This is a genomic window from Arthrobacter cavernae, from assembly GCF_017368795.1.
GTDB lineage: Bacteria > Actinomycetota > Actinomycetes > Actinomycetales > Micrococcaceae > Arthrobacter > Arthrobacter cavernae.
On sequence record NZ_JAFNLL010000028.1, the window covers coordinates 73,210 to 94,651 of the forward strand.

Annotated in this window: 16 protein-coding genes and 2 tRNA genes; 4 read left to right on the forward strand and 14 right to left on the reverse strand. The window is 65.7% G+C overall.

Annotation, left to right across the window (positions count from 1 at the left end; all coding sequences use genetic code 11):
* The 5 genes from ileS to J1902_RS12260 form a co-directional block, all read right to left on the reverse strand.
* Positions 1–3,315 (reverse strand): isoleucine--tRNA ligase, encoded by a 3,315-nt coding sequence (ileS, locus tag J1902_RS12240; RefSeq protein ID WP_207616530.1) that lies wholly within the window; start codon positions 3,313–3,315, stop codon positions 1–3.
* Positions 3,316–3,645: 330 nt separating this feature from the next.
* A complete protein-coding gene (locus J1902_RS12245; RefSeq protein ID WP_207616531.1) occupies positions 3,646–4,410 on the reverse strand; it encodes an SDR family oxidoreductase in 765 nt (254 codons plus the stop codon).
* 112 nt (positions 4,411–4,522) lie between these two features.
* Complete coding sequence (locus tag J1902_RS12250; RefSeq protein ID WP_207616532.1) at positions 4,523–5,467, reverse strand: 2-hydroxyacid dehydrogenase; 945 nt, start codon at positions 5,465–5,467, stop codon at positions 4,523–4,525.
* A 75-nt stretch (positions 5,468–5,542) separates the two neighbouring features.
* Positions 5,543–6,247 carry a hypothetical protein gene (locus tag J1902_RS12255; protein WP_207616533.1) on the reverse strand — a complete coding sequence of 235 codons (705 nt, stop codon included), beginning with the start codon at positions 6,245–6,247 and terminating at the stop codon, positions 5,543–5,545.
* The gene (locus tag J1902_RS12260) at positions 6,244–6,633 is read right to left on the reverse strand and encodes a DUF488 domain-containing protein (RefSeq protein WP_207616534.1); all 390 of its coding nucleotides are present in this window, start codon (positions 6,631–6,633) and stop codon (positions 6,244–6,246) included. The genes J1902_RS12255 and J1902_RS12260 overlap by 4 nt, the downstream gene beginning before the upstream one ends.
* A 62-nt stretch (positions 6,634–6,695) precedes the next feature.
* Here J1902_RS12260 and valS point away from each other — a divergent pair, with 62 nt between their 5' ends.
* Positions 6,696–9,317: a valine--tRNA ligase gene (valS, locus tag J1902_RS12265; RefSeq protein WP_207616535.1), complete on the forward strand. Its 2,622-nt coding sequence runs from the start codon at positions 6,696–6,698 to the stop codon at positions 9,315–9,317.
* Between the two features lie 334 nt (positions 9,318–9,651).
* On the opposite strand, the gene J1902_RS12270 is transcribed toward valS, so the two are convergent.
* The 6 genes from J1902_RS12270 to J1902_RS12295 all read right to left on the reverse strand — a co-directional run bounded on the left by J1902_RS12270 (position 9,652) and on the right by J1902_RS12295 (position 14,884).
* On the reverse strand, positions 9,652–10,266 hold the full coding sequence (locus J1902_RS12270; protein WP_207616536.1) for a mycothiol-dependent nitroreductase Rv2466c family protein: 615 nt from the start codon (positions 10,264–10,266) through the stop codon (positions 9,652–9,654).
* A gap of 84 nt (positions 10,267–10,350) precedes the next feature.
* Positions 10,351–11,640 (reverse strand): ATP-dependent Clp protease ATP-binding subunit ClpX, encoded by a 1,290-nt coding sequence (gene clpX, locus J1902_RS12275; RefSeq protein ID WP_207616537.1) that lies wholly within the window; start codon positions 11,638–11,640, stop codon positions 10,351–10,353.
* 182 nt (positions 11,641–11,822) lie between these two features.
* Positions 11,823–12,482 carry an ATP-dependent Clp protease proteolytic subunit gene (locus tag J1902_RS12280; protein WP_207616538.1) on the reverse strand — a complete coding sequence of 220 codons (660 nt, stop codon included), beginning with the start codon at positions 12,480–12,482 and terminating at the stop codon, positions 11,823–11,825.
* Between the two features lie 37 nt (positions 12,483–12,519).
* On the reverse strand, positions 12,520–13,131 hold the full coding sequence (locus J1902_RS12285; protein ID WP_207616562.1) for an ATP-dependent Clp protease proteolytic subunit: 612 nt from the start codon (positions 13,129–13,131) through the stop codon (positions 12,520–12,522).
* Between the two features lie 229 nt (positions 13,132–13,360).
* Entirely contained in the window at positions 13,361–14,740 is a 1,380-nt protein-coding gene (gene tig, locus J1902_RS12290) for a trigger factor (RefSeq protein WP_207616539.1), read from the reverse strand.
* A 69-nt stretch (positions 14,741–14,809) separates the two neighbouring features.
* Positions 14,810–14,884 (reverse strand) — tRNA-Pro (locus J1902_RS12295).
* 143 nt (positions 14,885–15,027) lie between these two features.
* On the opposite strand from J1902_RS12295, the gene J1902_RS12300 reads away from it, so the two are divergent.
* A tRNA-Gly gene (locus J1902_RS12300) sits at positions 15,028–15,101 on the forward strand.
* Between the two features lie 335 nt (positions 15,102–15,436).
* Positions 15,437–16,300, forward strand: coding sequence for a proline iminopeptidase-family hydrolase (locus tag J1902_RS12305; protein WP_207616540.1), 864 nt, complete (start codon positions 15,437–15,439; stop codon positions 16,298–16,300).
* Here J1902_RS12305 and J1902_RS12310 read toward each other — a convergent pair.
* The 3 genes from J1902_RS12310 to J1902_RS12320 form a co-directional block, all read right to left on the reverse strand.
* The gene (locus J1902_RS12310) at positions 16,269–17,195 is read right to left on the reverse strand and encodes an Fpg/Nei family DNA glycosylase (protein ID WP_207616541.1); all 927 of its coding nucleotides are present in this window, start codon (positions 17,193–17,195) and stop codon (positions 16,269–16,271) included. The two genes, J1902_RS12305 and J1902_RS12310, sit on opposite strands and share 32 nt — an antisense overlap.
* Positions 17,195–17,677 carry a ribose-5-phosphate isomerase gene (locus J1902_RS12315; protein ID WP_207616542.1) on the reverse strand — a complete coding sequence of 161 codons (483 nt, stop codon included), beginning with the start codon at positions 17,675–17,677 and terminating at the stop codon, positions 17,195–17,197. Before J1902_RS12315 ends, J1902_RS12310 begins: the two co-directional genes overlap by 1 nt.
* A 76-nt stretch (positions 17,678–17,753) precedes the next feature.
* Positions 17,754–18,746, reverse strand: a complete 993-nt coding sequence (locus J1902_RS12320; RefSeq protein WP_207616543.1) for a hypothetical protein — start codon at positions 18,744–18,746, stop codon at positions 17,754–17,756.
* 134 nt (positions 18,747–18,880) lie between these two features.
* Between J1902_RS12320 and pepN the strand changes: the two genes are divergently transcribed.
* Complete coding sequence (gene pepN / locus J1902_RS12325; RefSeq protein ID WP_207616544.1) at positions 18,881–21,442, forward strand: aminopeptidase N; 2,562 nt, start codon at positions 18,881–18,883, stop codon at positions 21,440–21,442.

Below are 21,442 nucleotides of genomic sequence, written 5' to 3' on the forward strand. Positions count from 1 at the left end.
TTAGGCCTCTACTTTGTTGACGGTGATCTGCGGCTCGGTGGCGTCGCCGGACACCACGGGTTCGAGCACCAGGGACAGGGTCTCGTTCTTGACCAGTTCCGCGTTGGCGCGGAGGGCGTCGATGGTCTCGTGCGTGGCCAGCACCGTGGTGTGAATGCGGTCGCTGACGTTGAAGCCGGCGTCCTTGCGTGCCTGCTGGATGGCGCGGACCATGTCGCGGGCCAGGCCCTCGGCTGCAAGCTCCGGGGTAACCTCGGTGTTGAGGACCACGAAGCCGCCGCCCGGCAGGACGGCCACGGAGGCGGAGGCCCCGGTGGCGGATTCGGCCACGACCGTTTCCAGCGTGTACTCCTGCGGTTCGAGCTCGAGCCCGCCCGCAGTCACCACGCCGGCGTCGCTGACGGACCAGTCGCCGGACTTGGAGCCCTTGATGGCCTGCTGCACGTTCTTGCCCAGGCGCGGGCCGGCCGCGCGGGCGTTGACCACGAGCTTCTGCTCGATGCCGAACTCCTCCGGGGAGGCCGTGGCGGCGTCGAGCAGGCGCACGGAGCGCAGGTTCAGTTCATCGGCGACGACGGCGCCGAAGCTTTCCAGCGCATCCGCACCGAGTGCCACCACAGTGAGTTCCTGCAGGGGCAGGCGGACACGGAGGTTGGCCGCCTTACGCAGCGAGGATCCGGTGGAGCAGATCTGCTGGACGCGGTCCATGGCTTCCACAAGCGAGGCGTTGGCCGGGAACAGCGCGGCGTCCGGCCAGTCGGCCAGGTGCACCGAGCGTCCGCCGGTGAGTCCGCGCCAGATCTCTTCCGAGATCAGCGGCAGCAGCGGGGCGGAGACACGGCACACGGCTTCGAGGGCAGTGAACAGGGCGTCGAAGGCGTCGGCGCCCTCGTCGAAGAAGCGCTGGCGGCTGCGGCGCACGTACCAGTTGGTCAGCATGTCCAGGTAGCCGCGCAGGTCATCGCAGGCGCCGGAGATGTCATAGCTGTCCAGCTTGTCCGTGAGGTCGCGGACGAGGTCCCCCGTGTTGGCCAGGAGGTACTGGTCCATGGTGTCCGTGTAGCCGTCGTAGCGCAGCTTCGCGTCGTAGCCCGAGCCGCCGTTCGCAGCGTTGGTGTACAGCGTGAAGAAGCTGTACACGTTCCACAGCGGCAGGATGACCTGGCGGACGCCGTCGCGGATGCCCTGTTCGGTGACCACCAGGTTGCCGCCGCGCAGGATGGGGCTGGCCATGAGGAACCAGCGCATGGCGTCGGAACCGTCGCGGTCCAGGACCTCGGAGACGTCCGGGTAGTTGCGCAGGCTCTTGGACATTTTCTGGCCGTCCGAGCCGAGGACGATGCCGTGGCTAATGACGTTGCGGAACGCGGGGCGGTCAAACAGTGCGGTGGACAGGATGTGGAGCATGTAGAACCAGCCGCGGGTCTGGCCGATGTACTCCACGATGAAGTCCGCGGGGTTGTGCGTGTCGAACCAGTCCTGGTTCTGGAACGGGTAGTGGACCTGGCCGTAGGGCATGGAGCCGGAGTCGAACCAGACGTCCAGGACGTCTTCCACGCGCCGCATCACGGACTGGCCCTCTTCCGGGGTCCGGGGGTCGTCCGGGTTGGGCCGGGTCAGCTCGTCGATGAACGGCCGGTGCAGGTCAACCTGGCCGTCGTTGTTCAGCGGCAGGCGGCCGAAGTCCGCTTCGATGTCCGCGAGCGAGCCGTAGACGTCGGTGCGCGGGTATTCGGGGTCGTCTGACTGCCATACGGGGATGGGCGAGCCCCAGTAGCGGTTGCGGCTGATGGACCAGTCACGGGCGTTGGCGAGCCACTTGCCGAACTGGCCATCCTTGACGTTGCCCGGGATCCAGTTGATCTCCTGGTTCAGTTCGGACATCCGGTCCTTGAACTTGGTGACCTCCACATACCAGGAGGACACCGCACGGTAGATCAGGGGGTTGCGGCAGCGCCAGCAGTGCGGGTAGCTGTGCTCGTAGCTGGCCTGGCGGACCAGGCGGCCGTCGGCGCGCAGGACCTGGGTGATGGGCTTGTTGGCGTCGAAGACCTGCAGGCCCACGATCTCCGCCAATTCTCCATGCACGAAGAGCGGCAGGAACTTGGCTCCCTCATCCACGGACAGCACCACGGGGATGCCGGCGTCTTCACAGACCTTCTGGTCGTCCTCACCGAAGGCAGGAGCCTGGTGGACGATGCCCGTGCCGTCGGAGGTGGTGACGTAGTCGGCCACCAGGATGCGCCAGGCGTTCTGCGTGCCGTACTTTTCGGCGTCGGCGAAGTCGTTCCAGAGCGGGGTGTACTCGAGGTCTTCGAGCTCGGCGCCGGTGTAGCTGGCGGTGACGGCGGCGGCCGCGGCAGCGGCGTCGTCGTACCCCAGGTCCTTGGCGTAGGCGCCCAGCAGGTCAGCGGCCAGCAGGAAGCTGCCGCTCACCGGCGCCTCGGCGGAGGCGGCCTTCACGCCCTTCGGTCCGGCGGGGAGCACGGCATAGGAAATCTCAGGCCCGACGGCGAGCGCCAGGTTGGTGGGCAGCGTCCAGGGGGTGGTGGTCCAGGCGAGCGCCTGAACGCCTTCCAGGGCCTTGGAGACGTCCGACTCCCCCGCCTTGATGGGGAAGGTCACCGTGACGGACGGGTCCTGGCGGTTCTTGTAGACGTCGTCGTCCATGCGCAGTTCATGGTTGGACAGCGGGGTCTCGTCCTTCCAGCAGTACGGCAGAACGCGGTAGCCGTTGTACGTCAGGCCCTTCTCGTGCAGCTGCTTGAACGCCCACAGCACCGACTCCATGTACTCGACGTTGAGCGTCTTGTAGTCGTTGTCGAAGTCCACCCAGCGGGCCTGGCGGGTGACGTAGGCCTTCCACTCGTTGGCGTACTTCATGACCGAGGCGCGGCAGGCGTCATTGAACTTGTCGATGCCCATGGCTTCGATCTGGGTCTTGTCCGTCATGCCCAGCTGCTTCATGGCTTCCAGCTCGGCGGGCAGGCCGTGGGTATCCCAGCCGAAGCGCCGTTCCACGCGCTTACCGCGCTGGGTCTGGTAGCGGCCCACGAGGTCCTTGGCGTAGCCGGTGAGGAGGTGGCCGTAGTGCGGCAGTCCGTTGGCGAAGGGAGGGCCGTCGTAGAAGACGAACTCGTTGCTGCCGTGTGTCCCACCGGGAAGATCGGCCTCGCGCTGGTCGATGCTTGCCTGGAAGGTGCCGTCTTCGTCCCAGTACTTAAGGATGCGCTCTTCGACCGCCGGGAACTTCACGGAAGCTGACACGCCGTGCGTGCCGGAAGAGGCCGCTGAGGCCTTGGGGTAATGGGTCATCTCGTCATCCTGGTCTGAGCTGGTGGACTGTTCGTGTCTATCAGGATGCGAGGACGGCGCCTGCGTTGCCTTCCGACAACACCGGTACCGCGGTACCACCTCACTTACCGATGCCTGCCCTCCCGTGGAGGGTCCGGCGTCGGCCGCTCATTGCTGCTGTGACGGGCTTACCCGTCCGGTTCTACTGACCCTCAGAGTGCGGGGGCGTTCTTCCGGAAGCTCGCCGGTGATGGCCGGGTCAAAGCTTGTGCCTCAAGTCTAACGGCAGCGGCGCCGCTCGCTCCACTCGGCATTCCGCCCTGGGATGAGGCTCGACGTCCCGGCGGCCGGTTAGGCCTCGGCCTTGCGGATCAGTTTGTGGGTGGCCGCCTGCGCCACTGGCCTGACAACGATTTCGTCCAGGTTGATGTGGTGCGGCAGGGACACCGCGTACTTGACGACGTCGGCGACGTCGTCCGCGATCAGGGGCTTCTCGACGCCGGCGTAGACCTTGGCCGCGGCGGCCCCGTCACCAAGCCTGTTGAGGGCGAACTCCTCGGTGCGGACCAGTCCGGGCAGCACCTCGATCACGCGGATGTTGTTTTCCGCTTCCTCCAGGCGCAGGGCGCCGGTCATGGCGTGCTGCGCATATTTCGCCGCGTTATAGCCGCCGCCACCCTCGTAGGCAGTGAGCCCGGCGGTGGAGGTCAGGTTGAGCACGGTGCCCTCGCCGTGGGCGCGCAGCATCGGCAGGAACGCGCGCGTGATCTTCATGGTGCCCAGCACGTTGACCTGCAGCATCCAGTCCCAGTCCTCGGTCTTCGCATTGGCGATGGTGTCCGCACCGCGGGCGCCGCCCGCGATGTTGACCAGGGTATCGGCTCCCCCGGCCTCGGTGACCGCCGCGAGCAAGGCCGCGACGTCGTCATCGTTGCAGATGTCCGCGGCGAACGGCACCGCGCCGGTCTGGGCCGCGAGCTCCTCGAGCCGCTCCGCACGTCGTGCGACGGCGAAGACCCGCCAGCCCGCGCCTGCGAGCGCGCGCACGGTGGCCTCGCCGATTCCCGTGCTCGCCCCGGTTACTACTGCCGTCTTGTTCTGTGCTGCCAAAGTCATGGCACCACTTTATCGCCGCCCCGGCGGGCCGGAAGCCGCCCTGTCTGCCAGCATGGCCCCGCGGACATCCTCCAGTACTTCCGCGACGGCGAATGGGTACGTACGACGCCGACTACGGCTTGGCCTCCCCCAGCACCACGTTCACCGGTTCCTGTCCCGCCTGAAGCAACCCGATCTGCTTGCGGATGAGCCGCGCCATCCGCGGCAGCATGGCCGTACTCGCCCCGCCCACGTGCGGCGTGATCAGGACGCCCGGCACGCTCCACAGGGGATGGTCGCGCGGCAACGGTTCCGGGTCCGTCACGTCCAGGGCCGCCCGGAGCCTGCCGGAGGACGTCTCGCGCAGCAGCGCCTCGGTATCAGCCACAGGCCCTCGCGCCACGTTGACCAGCAGCGCGCCGTCGGCCATCGCCGCCAGGAACCGGGCATCCACCAGGTGCCGGGTCTGTTCGCTCAGGGGAACACTGACCACCACGATGTCGTGCAGCGGCAACTGCTCGTACAGGGAATCAATCCCGTAAATCCGGCCGCGCTCATCGTCGCGGCCGCGGCTGGCCAGCCGCGTCACCTCGGTCTCGAACGGCAGCAGCCTGGCCTCAATGGCCTTGCCCACTCCGCCATAGCCCACCAGCAGCACGCGCCGGTCGGCCAGGCTGGGGCGCTGGGAGTTGCCCCAGGTTCCCGTGGCTGCGTTCCGCACAAAATCGGGGATCCCCCGCTGGCTGGCGATCATCATGCCCACCGCAAGTTCCGCCGTCGACGTCTCATGCACTCCGGCCGCGTTCGCAAAACGGCACCCCGCGGGCAGAACTGCCGCGACGCCGTCGTACCCGATCGACTGGCTCTGCACCAGCCCCACGTCCACGGAGTCCAGCGCCGACAGCGCCCCCGGCCCGCCCATATAGGGCGGCACCACAATGTCGATCCGCTCCGCCGGAGCCGGTCCGGTCAGATCCCACAGCAAAAGTTCGACGCCGGCGGACGGCTCGAGTGCTTCCATCAGGTTCTGATCGGGCAGACTTACCCGTAGTTTCGGTGACGCGGGCAACCCGGACATGCGCACTCCTTCTCTTCGACTCACGTGACAGTTAACCAGCACTGCCGGAGAAGGAGCGCATCCTCCTATGCCGTGCTACCCGTGTGTGACTGCAGCTCCCACGAGCCCGAACAGCGTTCCGGCCGCCACGGCAATGAGGGCGCGCTTCCCCGTGGGATACAGCCAAGGCACTGCGAACACAGCCACGGCGAGCATGAACCCGTTCACGGCGCTCAATGTTACCGCCAGCCATTCGGTCCCGGTGGACACCCCGAACCCTCCGCCGCTGCAACCGCTGATCCCGCACCAGGCAAAACCCGCCACGAACCACTGCGGAAGGCTCAGCAAGACTGCCAGGGGTACCGTCCACCGGAGGTGCCGGACGTACCGCGTGACCCCATGCAGCGCCAAACCCGGGTTCTGATGCAAAGTGACAGCCACGGCGGCGGCCGGCACCGGCTTCCGGATGGACAGGATCATCCACCGGAACAATGCCGCGTTGACCACCGCAAGGGCGAGGAATCCCAGGTAACGGAGAACCGCCGTCGGGCTCAACACACCGGGCGACGGCGGACGCGAGGAATCAGCGAGGAAGGCCACGGCGAAATACGCCGCCGAAACGGGCAGCGTCAGAACCACCACGGCCAGCATCAGCCGCTCACGGAACACGGCATCCAGACCCGTTTCGAAGGAACCAGTGACGAGCACAGCCCCAACAGCGGCAACCGTCACCGACAGATAAACGACGACGGCGATCCTCGCCCATCGCGGCAAGGACCTCTTGTTCGGCGGATCTTTCACTTTTCCACACGCCGCCCTGGATGAGTCTGGCCCAGCAGGAACTCCAGCAGCACCCTGGCGTGGTTGGTCTCGGGGTCGCGGGCCCCGTAGAGCAGCGTGACCCGCGGATTGTTCGCGGCCAGGTCCAGGAGGGTTTCGACAGCAGGGTTGTCCTCCAGTTCGGCCTCGTATTGCACCCGGAAGTCCCCGAACCGTTCCTGCATGTGCGCGAACTCCGTCCGCAGCGGCGGCGAGGGGGCGATGTCCTTCAGCCACAGGTCCAGGCGGGCGCGTTCCTTGGACACCCCGCGCGGCCAGAGCCGGTCGACCAGAACCCGGTAGCCGTCGTCGTCGGCCACCTCGTCATAGATGCGTTTGATCACCAAAACATCCCTCACCCCGGTCATGGGCGCATGCTACTGCAGACCCGCGTGCCGCGGAATATAGGGGGCCATGAAACAATTGGCCCATGGCTGAATCAACGCAGGGTACAGACACGCCCGCCACCGCCCCCATCAACGTTCCCGACAAGCCGGCCCTCGAGGGCCTCGAGGCTGCTCTGACGCAGCGCTGGCTTGACGAAGGAACCTACAAGTTCAACCCGGACACCACCCGGGAACAGGTCTACTCGATCGACACTCCCCCGCCGACGGCATCGGGCTCGCTCCACGTGGGCCACATGTTCTCCTTCACGCACACCGATGTCCAAGCCCGCTACATGCGCATGACCGGCAAGAACGTCTTTTACCCGATGGGCTGGGACGACAACGGCCTGCCCACCGAGCGCCGTGTGCAGAACTACTACGGCGTCCGCTGCGATCCGGCCATCCCCTACAACGCCGACTACCGTCCGCCCGCACAGCCAGCGAAGAACCAGCACGACTTCGACGTCGTCTCCCGGCAGAACTTCATTGAGCTCTGCGAGGAACTGGCCGTGGAGGACGAGAAGGTCTTCGAGAATCTCTTCCAGACCCTCGGCCTGTCCGTCGACTGGGACCTGACGTACCGCACCATCGACGACACCTCCCGTGCCGTGTCCCAGCGCGCCTTCCTCGCCAACCTGGCCGCTGGTGACGCCTACATGGCAGAAGCCCCCACGCTGTGGGACGTGACGTTCCGCACCGCCGTCGCGCAGGCCGAGCTCGAGGACCGCGAGGTGGCCGGCGCGTACTACCGCTACCCGTTCTTCACCGCCGAGGGCGAGAAGATCTACGTCGAAACCACGCGCCCGGAACTGCTCGCCGCGTGTGCCGCGCTGGTGGCAAACCCCGACGACGAGCGTTTCCAGCCGCTGTTCGGCAAGACCGTGACGTCCCCCCTGTTCGACGTCGAGCTTGAGGTCAAGGCACACCCGCTCGCCAAGGCAGACAAGGGCTCCGGAATCGCGATGGTCTGCACCTTCGGCGACCTGACCGACGTCACCTGGTGGCGCGAACTGCAGCTTCCCACCCGGGCCATCATGGGCCGCGACGGCCGCATCATTGCCGACACCCCCGAGTGGATCACCACCGACGCCGGCCGGGAAGCCTACGCCGCGATCGCCGGCAAGACCGCGTTCTCCGCCAAGGAAGCCGTGGTGGAGCTGCTGAACGGCGCCGGACTGCTGGATGGCGAGCCCAAGAAGATGACCCACCCGGTGAATTTCTTCGAAAAGGGCGACAAGCCCCTCGAAGTTGTCACCTCCCGCCAGTGGTACATCCGCAACGGCGGCCGCGATGAGGAACGCCGCGACCGCCTGATCGGCCGTGGACAGGAAATCAACTTCCACCCGTCCTTCATGCGCTCCCGCTACGAGAACTGGATCGCCGGCCTGAACGGTGACTGGCTCGTCTCCCGCCAGCGCTTCTTCGGCGTGCCGATCCCGGTCTGGTACCCGCTGGATGCCCAGGGCAACCCGGACTACGAGAACCCTGTGCTGCCCTCGGACGAGATGCTCCCTGTGGACCCCGCTGCGGACGCCGCGCCCGGCTTCGACGAGTCCCAGCGCGAGCAGCCCAACGGCTTCACCGGCGACGCCGATGTGCTGGACACCTGGGCCACGTCTTCCCTGACCCCGCAGATCGTGGGTGGCTGGAGCCGTGACGAGGAGCTGTTCGCCAAGGTCTACCCGTTCGACCTCCGCCCGCAGGGCCACGACATCATCCGCACCTGGCTGTTCTCCTCCGCCGTCCGCGCCGACGCCCTGCAGAAGAACGCGCCGTGGAAGCATGCCGCGATCTCCGGCTGGATCCTGGACCCTGACCGCAAGAAGATGTCCAAGTCCAAGGGCAATGCGGTTGTACCCACGGACGTGCTGGACGAATTCGGCTCGGACGCCGTGCGCTACTGGGCTGCTTCGGCCAAGCTCGGCGCCGACACCGCCTACGAGATCGCACAGATGAAGATCGGCCGCCGCCTGGCCATCAAGCTGCTCAACGCCTCCAAGTTTGTGCTGAACCTGGGCGCCACCGAGAACTCGGTGGTCTCCGCGGACCTCTCGGTGCTGACCAACCCGCTGGACCGGGCGCTCCTGGCCCAACTGGCCGATGTGGTGGCCCAGTCCACCAAGGCGTTCGAGAACTACGACTACGCCCGCGCCCTGCAGATCAGCGAATCGTTCTTCTGGCAGTTCACGGACGACTACGTCGAGCTCATCAAGGACCGCGCCTACGGTGCTGCCGGCGAGACCGAGCAGGCCTCGGTGTTGGCTGCCCTGGCCACCGCACTGGACACCCTGCTGCGCCTGTTCGCACCATTCCTGCCCTTCGCCACCGAAGAGGTATGGGGCTGGTGGCGCACGGGTTCGGTGCACCGCGCCGCCTGGCCGGCAGCGCTGGAAATCGCCGACGGCGACACCACCATGCTGGGCACTGTTGGCATTGCGCTGAGCGGCATCCGCAAGGCCAAGTCCGAGGCCAAGGTCAAGCAGCGCACCGGAGTGCTCTCCGCGACCATCACGGCCAACGAGTCCTTGGTGGCCCAGCTCAAGGCGGGCCTCGGCGACCTCAAGGCAGCGGCCAACGCGCAGGAAATCACCCTGCAGTCCGGCGAGGGCGAGCTGATGGTCAGCGATGTGGTGCTGGCTCAGGCCGAGGAGCCCGGCCAGGCCTAGAGCGGGGCCCGGAAGTTTTCGGGCAAAGGGGAAGCCCCATCAGCGTTTCGCCGTTGGTGGGGCTTCGACTTTTCGGCTGTCCGGTGACGGCTTGACAGTCTGGCGGAATCCTCGGAATTTCAGGTCTTCCTACCTCGTCACAGATAGCTTGCATCTAACTTTGCCGAAGGCTGCGTTGAATGCATATCACTGAATCTTTGGTTTCCGCGTCCCGCTTCTTTCGAAGTGGGTAAGTTCCATTGTGGTACGGGCCACACACATGCGCAAGGGCCCTTGGAGAACTACAGTCCTGTAGTTCTCCAAGGGCCCTTGCCGCGTTCCGGAGTCGGCGCGGCTAGTTGAATTCAGGGCTTTCGGTGCGGCTGCGCTTGAGCTCGAAGAAGTGCGGGTAGCCGGCCAGGGTGACGGCGGCGTCCCAGATCCGGCCGGCCTCTTCACCGCGCGGGATGCGCGTGAGAACCGGACCGAAGAACGCCGTGCCGTTGACGGCAACCACGGGGGTTCCGACGTCCTGGCCAACCAGGGAGATGCCGGCCTCGTGGCTGGAACGCAGCTGGGCGTCGAATTCCTCGGAGTCGGCGTAGCTGGCCAGTTCGGCCGGAAGACCGGTCTCGGCCAGCGCCTTGGAGATGACGGCGGCAAAGTCCTTGGTGCCTTCGTGGTGGATCTGGGTGCCCATGGAGTCGTACAAGGGCTTGATGTACTGGCTGCCGTGCAGCTCCTGGGCGGCGATGATGACGCGGACGGGACCCCAGCCGAGGTCCATCTTCTCGCGGTACTCCGCCGGCAGTTCGCGGCCTTCGTTGAGGACGGACAGGCTCATGACGTGCCAGTCGGTCTCAATGCCCCGAACCTCCTCAACCTCGCCGATCCAGCGGGACGTCACCCACGCGAACGGGCACAGGGGGTCGAACCAGAAATCGGCTTTGTTTGCAGTCTGCTCGGGCACAGGGAACTCCTCGGATAGGACGTCAGGGGGCGGCGCAGGCGGCCGGACGGACAGGTGTCCAGCCCCGACTATGCCAACCGGAGCTCAGGCGGACTTATTCCGGCGCTTGGCTGCGACTTCGTGCGCGACCATGGTGGGCTGCGCCTTCTTGGAAACCACGTCCGCCGTGATGACTACGCTGGCGATGTCGTCGCGGCTGGGCAGATCGAACATAACCGGAAGCAGCACTTCTTCCATGATGGCGCGCAGGCCACGGGCGCCGGTTCCGCGTTCCAGGGCCTGGTCGGCAATGGCGTCCAGGGCGTCGTCGTCGAACAACAGCTCCACCCCATCCAGTTGGAACATCTTCTGGTACTGCTTGACCAGGGCGTTCTTGGGCTTGGAGAGGATCTGGATCAGGGCAGGGCGGTCAAGGTTGGAGACCGTGGTGATGACCGGGAGGCGGCCGATGAATTCCGGGATGAGGCCGAACTTCAGCAGGTCCTCGGGCATGACCTCGCCGTAGGTGTCCACGTTGTCCCGGACCTCGTTGAGCGGGGCACCGAAGCCGATTCCCTTGCGTCCCGAACGCGAACCGATGATGTCTTCCAGTCCGGCGAAGGCACCGGCGACGATGAAGAGCACATTGGTGGTGTCGATCTGGATGAATTCCTGATGGGGGTGTTTGCGGCCGCCCTGCGGCGGCACCGAGGCGACCGTGCCTTCGAGGATCTTCAGCAGCGCCTGCTGCACGCCCTCGCCCGATACATCGCGGGTGATGGAGGGGTTTTCGCTCTTGCGCGAGATCTTGTCGATCTCGTCGATGTAGATGATGCCCTGTTCGGCCTTCTTGACGTCGTAGTCGGCAGCCTGGATCAGTTTGAGGAGGATGTTCTCCACGTCCTCGCCCACATAGCCGGCTTCCGTCAGGGCGGTGGCATCGGCGACGGCGAACGGCACGTTGAGCCGGCGGGCCAGGGTCTGCGCGAGGTAGGTCTTGCCGCAGCCGGTGGGGCCGATGAGCAGGATGTTGGACTTGGCGATCTCCACGTCCTCGTGGTGGGCGCCCTCGCCGAGGCTGCCGGTCTTGGGGGCGTGCCCGGCCTGGATGCGCTTGTAGTGGTTGTAGACCGCGACGGCGAGGGAGCGCTTGGCGGGTTCCTGGCCGATGACGTATTCCTGGAGGAAGTCGAAGATTTCACGCGGCTTCGGCAACTCAAAGCTGCCCAGATCCGATACTTCCGCGAGCTCTTCCTCAATGATCTCGTTGCAGAGCTCAATGCATTCGTCGCAGATGTAGACGCCGGGCCCGGCAATCAGCTTCCGTACCTGCTTTTGGCTCTTTCCGCAGAAAGAACACTTCAGCAGATCCGTGCTCTCGCCAATCCGAGCCATGTGTGAATCCCTTCGTTTCAAGCTGGTGGTGCGCCTAGTGCCTGCGCCCAGGTGCGCGGCGCTGCCGCGGGGTGGCACCACCGTGACAAGTTCCACTCTAGGTCACAATGGGCGGCTTGGGTTGAAACAGAACGCCGATGCGGTCCATATTTCGTGAACCGCACCGGCGTCGTTTCTGCTTGCTACCTGGCGATCGCCTGGGGCTTGATCTTGCGCGAATCCAGCACCTGGTCGATCAGGCCGTAGTCCATGGCCTCGGCGGCCGTGAGGATCTTGTCCCGCTCGATGTCGTTGCTGACCTGCTCGGACGTGCGGCCCGAGTGGTGCGCCAGCGTGTCCTCAAGCCAGGAGCGCATGCGCATGACTTCCGCAGCCTGGATCTCAAGGTCCGAGGCCTGGCCACCCTGGCCGCCGGAGAGGGCCGGCTGGTGGATCAGGACGCGGGCGTTCGGCAGTGCGAGGCGCTTGCCGGGGGTTCCGGCCGCGAGCAGCACGGCAGCGGCGCTTGCCGCCTGGCCGAGGCACACGGTCTGGATCTCGGGGCGGATGTACTGCATGGTGTCGTAGATCGCCGTCATGGCGGTGAAGGAGCCGCCCGGCGAGTTGATGTACAGCGTGATGTCACGGTCCGGGTCGGTGGACTCGAGCACCAGCAGCTGGGCCATGACGTCGTCAGCCGAGGCGTCGTCGACCTGGACACCCAGGAAGATGATGCGGTCCTCGAACAGCTTGGTGTACGGGTCCTGGCGCTTGAAGCCGTACGGGGTGCGCTCTTCGAACTGGGGCAGGACGTAGCGGCTGGACGGGAGGTTGCCGGCAGACCATCCGAAGTTGTAGTTCATTTCATTGCTCCTGGTTTTCAGTGGTTCTTGGTGCCGGTTACTTCGCGGAGTTCGATGCGTTCTGGGTTCCTCCGCCGCCGGCCACGGAGCCTGCGTGGGCCGAGATCTTGTCGAAGAAGCCGTACTCGAGCGCCTCGGTGGCCGTGAACCACTTGTCGCGGTCGTTGTCCTTGAGGATGGTCTCCACGGTCTGGCCGGTCTGTTCGGCCGTCAGCTCGGCCATGACCTTCTTCATGTGCAGGATGAGCTCTGCCTGGATCTTGATGTCCGAGGCGGTGCCGCCAATGCCGCCGGAGGGCTGGTGCATCAGGATGCGGGCGTTGGGCGTGGCGTAGCGCTTGCCCTTGGTGCCGGAGGACAGCAGGAACTGGCCCATGGAGGCTGCCAGGCCGGTGGCCACGGTGACGACATCGTTCGGGATGAACTGCATGGTGTCGTAGATGGCCATGCCTGCTGTGACGGAGCCGCCGGGAGAGTTGATGTACAGGTAGATGTCCTTGTCCGGGTCTTCGGCCGAGAGCAGGAGGAGCTGGGAGCAAATGGCGTTGGCGTTCTCGTCACGGACTTCGGAGCCGAGCCAGATGATGCGCTCCTTCAGCAGGCGGTTGTAGATGTAGTTGTCCTGGGCTGCCGGATCGACAGTTGCCATCCGGGGAGCCGCTGCGTGCTGTGACATAAGTACTTACCTCTCGCTGGTGCCAGTGACATCACTGAACTTCACTACTTGGACACTAACCGTTTCCGGAGGCGATTTGTTCTCCGGAAACGCGCTGTTCGCTGACGGCGCACGATTGCCGAAGCACTCCGGAGCGCCGCCATTACGGCGTTAAAGCAAGCCGCCCCCGGATCCAGGGATCCGGGGGCGGCAGGCCGTACTGCTAGAACTTCACAGCTGCGGGATCGTCGCTGGCGACGGTCTCTGCTTCTTCTGCTTCTTCGACAGCGGGAGCCTCTTCGGCTACTTCACCTGCGGGGCGGACGAAGTCGCTCAGGTCGACCTTGTTGCCCTCGGAGTCAACAACCTCAGCCTGGCCCAGAACCACTGCCAGAGCCTTGCGGCGGCGGACCTCGGAAACCATCATGGGAACCTGGCCGCCCTGATCGACGATCTGGGCGAACTGGTTCGGGTCCATGCCGTACTGGCTGGCGGTGGTGACGATGTAGTCGATCAGCTCGTTCTGGCTGACACCGACTTCTTCCTTGTCCGCGATGGCGTCCAGGATGACTTCGTTCTGGAAGGCGCGCTCGGTGTTGGCCTTGACCTCGGCGCGGTGCTCCTCGGTGTCGTGGTCACCTTCGCCGTGGGAGTTTTCCGGGCTGAAGTGCGCTTCGATCTGCTCGGCAACGACCGAGTCCGGCACGGGAACCTCAACGAGCTCGACGAGCTTGTCCAGGACCTTGTCGCGGGCTTCGACGCCCTGGCCGACAACCTTGGACTCAGCGGCCTGCTTGGCGAGGTCTTCGCGCAGCTCGGCAAGGGTGTCGAACTCGGAAGCCAGCTGGGCGAAGTCGTCGTTGGCCTCGGGAAGCTCGCGCTCCTTGACAGCCTTGACGACAACCTTGACCTGCGCTGCTTCGCCGGCGTGGTCGCCGCCGACCAGCGTGGTGTCGAAGATTGCTTCTTCTTCGGCAGACAGGCCGGAAACGGCCTCGTCGAGGCCTTCCAGCATGGTGCCGGCGCCAACCTGGTAGGACAGGCCGGTTGCGGAGTCGATGTCAGCGCCGTCGATCGTGGCGGTGATGTCGATCGTCAGGAAGTCGTCGTTCTTGGCGGGACGCTCGACGGTCTTGAGCGTCCCGAAACGGCCGCGCAGTTCGTCAAGGGCCGTGTCGACGTCGGCGTCGGAGGATTCGGCTGCAGCAACCTCGACCTTGATGCCGGCGTAGTCCGGGAGTTCGATTTCCGGACGGACGTCGATCTCGACCTGGAACTTGAGCTCGCCGTCGGTTGCGGACGGGTCCGGAACCTCGGTGATCTCAACTTCGGGACGGCTCAGCGGGCGAACGCCGGTTTCCTGGACAGCGGCCTGGTACCAGCCGTTGAGGCCATCGTTGATGGCCGTTTCCAGAACGTAGCCGCGGCCGACGCGCTGGTCGATCAGCTTGGTGGGAACCTTGCCCTTGCGGAATCCGGGGACCTGGATCTGCGAAGCAACGGTCTTGTAAGCGGCATCGATGCTCGGCTTCAGTTCCTCAAAGGGAACCTCAACGTTGAGCTTGACCCGCGTGGCGGTGAGGTTCTCGACAGCGCTCTTCACAGTCTAAGTACTCCTGGTTTTGTGGGTATGGGGTTCTGCTGTTTTCCGAATCGGAACACATGCACAGAGTCGGGGTGACAGGATTTGAACCTGCGACTTCCTGCTCCCAAAGCAGGCGCTCTAGCCAAGCTGAGCTACACCCCGTGAATGCACAGGACAGTCTACGGGCAAGCGAGCCGTGAATGCACATTTGACAGCCGCAGCCGAATTCGGTTTAGTTATACCCGGCTTCAACAGCCGCCGGAAAGATCGCAGGAACGCCTCCAGGGTGCCATGCGGTTGACCCCGGGGACGTAGCTTAATGGTAAAGCCTCAGTCTTCCAAACTGATTACGCGGGTTCGATTCCCGTCGTCCCCTCCACAAAGAAGGGCCCCTCAGCAAGGGGCCCTTCTTGCGTTGGCGTTCAGTTCTGGCGTTGGCTGTCATTTTCCGAAGTCGTCTGCACGGAATGCCCAAAGTCGTCTGCACTAAGTGGAGGCACCTCGGAGACGAGTCTTGGCCCATCCTCGTAGAGACATGCGACCTTCACACGCCGCCTACGGGGTTGGCCCCCGATGCGGCATCCGGAAATGGCGGGCCTCTCTGCACGCCAAGTTAAGGATTGACACCACCTATGCTGCGGAGTCTACTTGGGGACGAAACTGCCGTTCCCTTTAGCCACTCTCGTTGGAGGCACAGTGAATGCTGATTTGCACGTGAGCGACGGCTACGTTGAGGTCCGCGGTGGCCGGGTCTGGTATCAAGTGGTAGGCGACGGAATGCAAAATCCGCTTGTTACCATCCACGGCGGCCCGGGAGCCACGCACGACTATCTGGAACCGCTGGAGGCTCTCGCGGACGAACGGAAGGTCGTGTTCTATGACCAGCTTGGTGCCGGAAAGTCGGATGCCCCGGATGATCTGAGTCTTTGGACAAATGACAGATTAGTCGACGAGCTGGCTACGGTCCTCGACGCTCTGGGACTATCTGGAGTGCACTTGCTGGGCCAATCCTGGGGGACAATCGTCGCGGCCGAATATGCCCTGCGATCGCCGGAGCGGCTAGCGAGCCTGGTCCTGTCCGATCCCTGCCTAAGCATTCCGCGCTATGCGGCCGGCGCCGCGGCACTCCGCGCAGCCCTTCCCGCCGATGTGCAGGCCGTCCTGGACCGCCACGAGGCCGCCGGCACCACTGACTCCGAGGAGTACGAGGACGCAACGATGGAGTTCTATCGGCGACATCTCTGCCGACTGGATCCCTGGCCGGATTCGCTGATGCGTACATTCGGTCAGCTGAACCAAACCATTTATGACCGAATGCAAGGGCCGAACGAATTTGTTATTACAGGCATCCACAAGGACTACGACATCACGGATCGTCTCGGTGGACTGACCATCCCTACCCTGTTCATATGCGGGCGCTATGACGAGACGCGGCCGGAGGATACGAAGTTCTACCAAAGCCTCGTACCCGGATCCGAATTGGTGATCTTCGAGGAGAGCAGCCACCTACCCCATCTTGAAGAGCCCGAGCGCTACGCGCATGCGCTTAGGGAATTCCTGCACCGGTGTGAGGTGTAGTGCCGGGATCCGTCTGGCAGCCGGGGCACCAGTACAGCTTGCGCGCCCCGATCTCGGCCAGGCCCACAGCCGTCCCGCAACTGCGGCAGGGCTGGCCCTGCCGCTTGTAGACATAATGGGCTTCGTCGTCGTGCGGTACTTCGGTACCGGCACTCCACACGTCCGGGGGCGTCGTAACAATCCGTCCGTCACGGACGCCGTCGGACATGGCCAGGACGGTGTCCTCCCAGATGCGTTCCGCCGTTCCGGCATCGATCGCGGCCCCCGGGGTCCACGGGTCCACCCGCTGCCGGAAGAGGACCTCGGCCCGGTAGATGTTCCCGACGCCAGCCAGGATGGCCTGGTCCATCAGCAGCAGCCCGACGGCGGTCCTGCGGCGGCGGAGGCGCCGCAGGAATTCCTCCCGGTCGCCCGGGGCATTGCGCAGCGGATCCGGCCCGAGCCGGTCCAGCACGGCCTGAGCCTCGGCTTCGGTGACCGCAGCACAGGTGGTAGCCCCGCGCAGATCGGCCCAGCCATGGTCCGAGACGAGCCGGACCCGGACCGCTCCGACGGGTTCGGGCGGCCCCTGGTAGGAGCCCGCGGCGGCGTCAGAAGCCGATTCGCGCTCGCCGATCCGCCGCGGTGCGCCGATGCTCGAGGCACCGCGGAAGGACTCGTCCCCGCCGAAGTTCCAGGCACCGTAGAGGCCCAGGTGGACGTGGAGGATGAGGCCATGGTCGAAACGCAGGAACATCTGCTTGCCATGGGCCATGGCCTCCACCATGGTGTGCCCGCTGAGCAGGCCGGCGCCGGCGCTGAACCGCCCCTGCGGGCTGGAAACGTCCAGCCGCCGGCCGCCGAATACGTCCTGGAACTGGCGTGCCAGGCGGTGTACGGAATGCCCTTCAGGCACTATGCGACGACTTCGCCGGTGGTTTCGTAGACGGCGATCTTGCCGATGCGGCGAACGTGGCGTTCGTCGTTGCTGAACGGCTCCTGCAGGAAGGCCTCGATGAGTTCGGTGGCTTCCTCCACGCTGTGCTGGCGGCCGCCGACGGCGATGACGTTGGCGTCGTTGTGCTCGCGGGCCAGCTTTGCGGTGGACAGGTTCCAGGCCAGCGCAGCGCGGACGCCCTTGACCTTGTTGGCGGCGATCTGCTCGCCGTTGCCGGAGCCGCCCAGGACGATGCCGAGCGCGTGGACGCCGGCTTCCTGGTCGGCGACGACGGCGAGTGCTGCGTTGATGCAGAACGACGGGTAGTCGTCCAGGGCGTCGTATTCCTTGGGTCCGTGGTCCACCACGTCGTAGCCCTTGGCGGCGAGGTGGCTTACCAGGTGGGCGCTGAGCTCCATGCCTGCGTGGTCCGTGGCAATGTGGACGCGGGGTGTGGTCACGGGAAGTCCATTCGTTCTGGCGCGCCGATGCGGCCCCTGGCCGGGCGCGGCGGTGTGGGATGCGTTTCCTAGGTTACTAGGCTAGCCCGGGGCCGTGCGCCCGCGCGGCGGCCCTGTTCAGGATGCCGGCAAGTTCATCGGCCGTGGCAGGGTCTCCGGCACTCAGGGCGACGCGGCGTCCGTTGAGTTTGCGGACGACGACGGCGGGGCCGCTGCTGACGAGCATGGCCGTGGCGTCGTCGTGGTGCCGCCAGCCCCAGCCACCGAAGTCGGCAGCCTTGACATCCGCCGCCGCCGCGCCGGCGATGTCCACCGCGGGAACCGTCAGCACCTTCAGCACGCCACCGGCGAAAACCTCCAGCCCGCCCCGGTCCGCGCGCACCCTGGCGAAGAGAAAACCGGCGCCGAGAAGTGCAGCCAGGGCCACCAGCCCGCCCAGCCACGGCACCGCGACAGCGATCAGCACGGCCGGGAACAGCCCGGCCACCACAATCATCACGAACACCGAACTGCGGGCATGCACCCACAGCCGCAGGGAATCCCCGGCCAGGGCGGGGTCCTCGCGGAGGATCCGCTCGGCTTCCAGGGCGAGGTCGTCTTCCGCGGTCCAGTGCTCATCCGGCTTGAAGGCGAAGGCCATGACCACGCCCAGGGAGAGTGCCGCGCCACTGCCCAGTGCCAGCACCGTGGCGTCCACATGGGACAGGCGCGCATCCGGCAAGCCCGACTGTCCCACGAGGCCGGCGGCCGCCACCGAGGTGACAAACAGGCTCATCATCAGGCCCAACCCCATCATGATGCGGCGCATTGCCACGGGCCGAGCGAGCGGGACGGCCTGGAGGAAGACGAGCCAGCCCACCACGGCGATCAGGCTTCCCGCTCCGGCCACATAGGCACCGAAGGGGGCGAAGGAACTGCCGCCGTCGGCGTTCCACATGACGGCCACCGGATCCGGAAGGTCACGGCGGATCATCAGGGCAGACACCACGAAGCCCAGCGCCAGCAGCAGTGGAAACCCCACGGCGAAACGCAGCGCCCGGAGGTCCAACGAGTCTCGGAATGTTCCCATGATTCAACGCTACCCCCGAGTTGCGACACTGTGATCCACCCACCTTGCCAACGGCCGTACTAGTGAAAGAATGACTTCACACCACCGGCGAGGGCCACCGCCTGCCGGCACACCGAACCCACTGGAGGCACCACTTGCCAGGCCTTAATCTGACGCGCGCCGAAGCCGCCCAGCGTGCGGAACTGCTCAACGTCGAGTCCTACGATGTCACCCTTGATCTCACGAAGGGCGCGACGGTCTTCGGCTCCACCACCGTCGTCAAGTTCTCCGCTGTGCCCGGATCGTCCAGCTTCATCGACGCCGTCACCGATACTGTCCACAGCGTCACGCTGAACGGCACCGAACTGGACCCTGCCGAGGTGTCTGACGGCATCCGCATCCACCTCCCGGAGCTTGCCGCCGTGAACGAGCTGACGGTCGTCGCCGACGCCCCGTACATGAACACCGGCGAGGGCCTGCACCGCTTCGTGGACCCCGTGGACGGCGAGGTCTATCTCTACACGCAGTTCGAAGTGCCGGATGCGCGGCGCATGTTCGCCGTGTTCGAACAGCCCGACCTCAAGGCGGCATTCACGTTCCGGGTCACCGCGCCCTCGCACTGGGATGTCATCTCCAACTCCCCCACCCCGGCCCCGGTGGAAACCACTCCCGGGGACGACGGTGGTGCCCGTTCTGTCTGGGAATTCACGCCCACGCCGCGGTTGTCCTCCTATGTCACCGCGCTGATCGCGGGCCCGTACCAGGCCGTCCGCAGCGAGGTCACCAGCGCCGACGGCCGGGTGGTCCCCCTTGGCGTGTTCGCGCGCAAGTCCCTCATGCAGTACCTCGACGCCGAGAACATCTTCGAGCTCACGCGGCAGGGCTTTGCGTTCTTCGAGGCGCAATTCGACTGCCCTTACCCGTTCGAAAAGTACGACCAGCTCTTCGTGCCCGAATTCAACGCGGGCGCCATGGAAAACGCGGGCGCCGTGACCATCCTGGAAGGCTACGTCTTCCGCGGCAAGGTCACCGGAGCCCAGGTGGAACGCCGAGCCATCACCGTGCTGCACGAACTCGCCCACATGTGGTTCGGGGACCTGGTGACCATGCGCTGGTGGAACGATCTGTGGCTCAACGAGTCTTTTGCCGAATACATGTCCCATCTGGCCGCCGTGGAGAACACCGCCTTCGACCGCGCCTGGACCACCTTCGCCTCCGTGGAGAAGTCCTGGGCCTACCGCCAGGACCAGCTGCCCACCACCCACCCGATCTTCGCCGAAATCAATAACCTCGAAGACGTCGAGGTCAACTTCGACGGCATCACCTACGCCAAGGGCGCCTCCGTGCTGCGGCAGCTGGTGGCCTGGGTGGGCCCCGAAGAGTTCATGTCCGGCGTGCGTGCCTACTTCCAGAAGCATGCTTGGCGGAACACCGAGCTCACCGACCTGATGGTGGAGCTCGAAGCTGCCAGCGGCCGCGACCTGGGTGTCTGGGGCAAGCTCTGGCTCGAAACGGCCGGCGTCAACACTCTGACCCCGGAGATCTCAGTGGACGACGACGGCACCATCGCCTCGTTCACGATCCTGCAGTCCGCCATCGAGGACCAGCCCACCCTGCGCCCGCACCGCCTGGCGGTGGGCTTCTACAACGTCTCCGCGAACGGCAAGCTCGAGCGCGTGCACCGCGAAGAGCTCGACGTCGACGGCGCCCGCACCGAGGTGCCTGCGCTGGCGGGGATGAAGCGCCCGGAGCTGATCCTGCTCAACGACGACGACCTCGCCTACGCCAAGGTCCGGCTCGACCCCGCATCCCTGACCACGGCCAAGGAGCACCTGAAGGACTTCGCCGCCAGCCTGCCCCGCACCCTCGTGTGGGGTTCGGCCTGGGATGCGGCCCGCGACGGCGAAACCCCGGCCCGCGGCTACGCGGAGCTGATCCTGGCCAACATTGCCCACGAGAGCGATTCTTCAGTGATCCTGGTCCAGCTTCGCCAGCTCGCCACTGCGCTGACGTACTACGTGGCCGCGGAGCACAAGGACGCCGCCACCGTTGCCGCGGCGGACAAGCTCTGGGAACTCGCGTCCACGGTGGAAGCCGGCTCCGACGCACAGCTGCAGTTCGCCAAGTCCTTCGCGCTGCTCGCCCGCAGCAGCCAGCAGCTGGACACCATCCAGTCCCTGTTGGACGGCACTGCCACGCTCGAAGGCCTCACCGTGGACCAGGACATGCGCTGGGAGCTGCTCGCAGCCCTGGTTGCCGGCGGACGTGAAGGGCAGGAGCGGATCGACGCCGAACTGGAGCGGGACAACACCGCCAATGGGCAGAACGCCGCCGCGCTGGCCAAGGCTGCCATCCCCACGCCGGAGGCCAAGGCCGCGGCCTGGGAGTCGGTCGTGGTCAAGGGCGAGCTGTCCAACGCCCTGCAGGGTTCCGCCGTCACCGGCTTCATGCGCGTCGCAGACACGGCCCTCCTGGAACCCTACGCGGAGAAGTACTTCGACGCCGTGCCCGGGATCGTGAAGGACCGCACCCACGCGCTGGCCCAGCAGATCGTCGTCGGGCTCTACCCTGCCCAGCTGACCACGCAGGCCACCGTGGACCGCACGGACGAATTCCTTGCCGGTCTTCCGGAGGAAAGCGCCGCCCTGCGCCGCATGATGCTGGAAAACCGCGACGGCGTGGACCGCGCTCTGAAGGCCCGCGCTGCGGACGTCTAA

Excerpts from the sequence above, each read along its gene's own strand:
- ileS (WP_207616530.1), bottom strand. The coding sequence starts at position 3,315 with ATGACCCATTACCCCAAGGCCTCAGCGGCCTCTTCCGGCACGCACGGC.
- J1902_RS12245 (WP_207616531.1), bottom strand. The coding sequence starts at position 4,410 with ATGACTTTGGCAGCACAGAACAAGACGGCAGTAGTAACCGGGGCGAGC.
- J1902_RS12250 (WP_207616532.1), bottom strand. The coding sequence starts at position 5,467 with ATGTCCGGGTTGCCCGCGTCACCGAAACTACGGGTAAGTCTGCCCGAT.
- J1902_RS12260 (WP_207616534.1), bottom strand. The coding sequence starts at position 6,633 with ATGACCGGGGTGAGGGATGTTTTGGTGATCAAACGCATCTATGACGAG.
- valS (WP_207616535.1), top strand. The coding sequence starts at position 6,696 with ATGGCTGAATCAACGCAGGGTACAGACACGCCCGCCACCGCCCCCATC.
- clpX (WP_207616537.1), bottom strand. The coding sequence starts at position 11,640 with ATGGCTCGGATTGGCGAGAGCACGGATCTGCTGAAGTGTTCTTTCTGC.
- J1902_RS12280 (WP_207616538.1), bottom strand. The coding sequence starts at position 12,482 with ATGAACTACAACTTCGGATGGTCTGCCGGCAACCTCCCGTCCAGCCGC.
- J1902_RS12285 (WP_207616562.1), bottom strand. The coding sequence starts at position 13,131 with ATGGCAACTGTCGATCCGGCAGCCCAGGACAACTACATCTACAACCGC.
- J1902_RS12320 (WP_207616543.1), bottom strand. The coding sequence starts at position 18,746 with ATGGGAACATTCCGAGACTCGTTGGACCTCCGGGCGCTGCGTTTCGCC.